General features: G+C 39.6%; 2 protein-coding genes. Both read right to left on the reverse strand.

What is annotated here, in order from left to right:
• Positions 1-147 precede the first annotated feature (147 nt).
• Positions 148-1848, reverse strand: a complete 1701-nt coding sequence (locus H6S82_RS26005; protein WP_190474258.1) for a response regulator — start codon at positions 1846-1848, stop codon at positions 148-150.
• The coding region (locus tag H6S82_RS26010) for an ATP-binding protein (RefSeq protein ID WP_191056938.1) at positions 1838-3178 on the reverse strand (1341 nt) is incomplete at its 5' end. The genes H6S82_RS26005 and H6S82_RS26010, both read right to left, overlap by 11 nt.

Below are 3178 nucleotides of genomic sequence, written 5' to 3' on the forward strand. Positions count from 1 at the left end.
CCCCCAGGAATTTTAAGTTGTGCGGTTGCTTCTGCCAGTGTCGCTCTTTCCGATTGGCAGAAGTCACGCGATGCAAGGATTTTGGATTTTGGATTTTGGATTTGCTGGGCTTTGAAATTTTCTTATTTCTTTTATAGTCGGTCGAACTCACGTTTTGTTAATAGGAATTTCAACGGTAAATTCTGCTCCTTTTCCTAATTTTGAGTGACAATATAAATTACCACCGTGTTTATCGACCACAATCTGGTGACAGATAAACAATCCCAGTCCCGTACCTTGTCCTACCTGTTTGGTAGTAAAGAAAGGGTCAAATAATTTTGATTGTAAGTCTTCAGGAATTCCCCAGCCATTATCTGATATTTTGATTAATATTCGCTCGCTGTTCAGAACTTGAGTATGAATTTTAATTTGTGGTGTATTGCCAATAAATTGGGTAGACACGGAATCAATAGCATTATTTAGAAGATTCATAAATACCTGATTGAGTTGCCCGGAATAACACTCAATTAGCGGTAGTTGACCGTAATCTTTGAGCGTGACAATTTCTGGATGTTCTAATGTCGCTTTTAAACGATTTTGAAGAAGCATCAGGGTATTGTCGATACCTTGATGAATATCCACTCGTTTGAATTCCGCCTCATCGTGACGGGAGAAATTCCGCAGAGACATAACTATTTCCTGAATGCGATCGGTCCCTATCCGCATCGAATTCAGCAGTTTGAGTACGTCTTCTTGCAGGAAATCTAGGTTAATAGCCTCGATTTGTGCTTTTATTTCTGTTGGGGGATCGGGAAAGTGTTGCTGATAGAGTTTTACTAAATGCAGTAAATCTTGGAAATATTCAGTAGCAGGACTGAGATTACCGTGAATAAAATTAACGGGATTGTTAATTTCATGTGCCACACCTGCAACTAAATTCCCCAGAGAAGACATTTTTTCACTCTGGATGAGTTGGGCTTGGGTACGTTTTAGTTCGCTCAAAGTAAGTTCTAAATTTTGAGCTTGTTGTTGTAATTCAAATTCGGCTTGTTTCCGGGCGGTGATATCGCGGATGGTAATAGCAAAACCATCATCCAGCTTTACCGCTATAAAATGAAACCAGGAAGACTGTCCTGATTCATAATAAAAATCTCCTTCGGAAGGTTCACCTGTTTCGACAATATTAACGAAGTGAGAAAATAGTTCTGGCTGAACCTGGCTGAGGATTTGTTTTAGTGTCAACTTACCGATCGCATCTTCACAGTTACAGTTAAAAGCTCTCGCAATCACGGGGTTTACGACTAAGCAGCGAAAATCCTCAATGTTCCCCGTCTCTGGGTCGCGAACAGCTTGCATTGCCGCAATCCCATCCAGCGAACTATTCAAAATGCCAGCAAGTAAAGCCCTCGATCGATCGAGTACCTTTTCTGTTTCTCTGCGGATAGTAATTTCTTTTTCTAGAATTCGTTGCTGACGTTTAATGATTAATTGATTTTCCAGCCTTGCTACTACTTCTTCAATTTGAAAGGGTTTAGTTATATAATCTACACCTCCTGAATCAAAGGCAGTTACTTTATCGAAAACATCATATAAAGCACTAATAAAAATAACTGGTATATGGCGTAACTTATCATCGGCTTTGAGAGCTTTACAAACTTCATAACCATCCATTTCTGGCATTTTGATATCTAAAAGTATCGCATCCGGTATCTTCACTCTTACAGTTTTTAGTGCCATCCTTCCACTGGTGACGCTGCGAACAGTGTAGCCAAGTTTGAGTAGTGCCTCGCTTAGTAATTGCAAGTTTTCCAGAATGTCGTCTACAATTAGAATATTACCTTTATTTTCACTTTCTAAATTAAGATTCATTGCTTATTAGGGGTTCAATTAAATCAATCAATTGCTCGAATTGAAATTTACGCACGAGTTGGGTGAGAAATTGGCTCAAACGAGTTTCTGTCGGGGTGATTTCTGCTATTAATTGTAAAGAAAGGTTTGTATTAGCTTCAAGAGCAGCATCATATAATTTATTAATCCATTCTTTAGGCATACAGGTTAGATGTTGGGATGTTAAGGTATTTTCCGATAAATCTTCTAATTTAAGCGGTTGTGTTTCTGCATAGATATATTGCACTCCTAAATGCTTGGATAACGTGTCGAAAATGGTGTGTTCAACGAAAGGTTTGCGGAGGAAGTCATCACACCCCGCCGAAAGTACGATCGCTTTTTCTTCTTCTAACACGCTGGCTGTGAGGGCAATTATCGCTGTAGCATTACCTTTGATGGTAGATTTAATATATTTTGTCGCTTCATAACCGTCCATTACGGGCATTCTCATATCCATCCAGATGAGGTGAGGCTCCCATTCATTCCAAATAGCGATCGCTTCTTTCCCGTTACTTGCTTCTTTCACCTCAAATCCCAAAGGATCGAGCAACTTAATTAGTAATTGTCTATTAATCGGTTTATCATCTACTGCGAGGATTTTGTAGGTAGGTTGACCGGGTGCAAGTCCTAGCACTCTCGGACGTTCTTCTATACTCTTGCTGACTGTTGCTTGCCCCAATTTTACCTGAATATAGAATTGGAAAGTTGTACCTTTTCCTAATTCACTTTCTACCGAAATATCCCCTCCCATCAGTTGCACAAATTTGCGACTGATAGCTAAACCTAATCCCGTTCCTTCCTGCATTTCTTTGCCAGCTTGCGCTTGGGTAAAGGCATCAAAGAGTTTTGGTATTTCGGCAGGTGCAATACCTATGCCAGTGTCGCGCACCCGAAAATGGAGATTGAAAACATCGGTTGTTTCTCGGTCTCCTTGAAAAATATAGAGAGTAATTTGACCTGCCGAGGTAAATTTGATCGCATTGCTGATTAAATTAATTAAAACCTGACGCAGTTTTACTTCATCGGTACAGATATAGCGAGGGACATTTTCTGTCCTATGAAAGACTAAATTTAAGCCAGCATTAGTTGCCCGCAGATGCAGCATATCTTCTAAATCATCGAGTAGGCTATGTAAGTCAAAATCTTTAGGATTGAGAGTGATTTTGCCTGCTTCGATTTTGGATAAATCGAGAATATTATTAATAATTGTCAGCAAGTAATCGCCACTACGATAAATTATGCCGGCATTTTCATAATGTTCGGCTGGGAGATTTTTTGCTCGCAACATTAACTGGGAAAAACCTAGAACAGC

Source organism: Planktothrix sp. FACHB-1355 (assembly GCF_014748295.1).
Taxonomy (GTDB): domain Bacteria; phylum Cyanobacteriota; class Cyanobacteriia; order Cyanobacteriales; family Aerosakkonemataceae; genus Aerosakkonema; species Aerosakkonema funiforme_A.

Excerpts from the sequence above, each read along its gene's own strand:
- H6S82_RS26005 (WP_190474258.1), bottom strand. The coding sequence starts at position 1,848 with ATGAATCTTAATTTAGAAAGTGAAAATAAAGGTAATATTCTAATTGTA.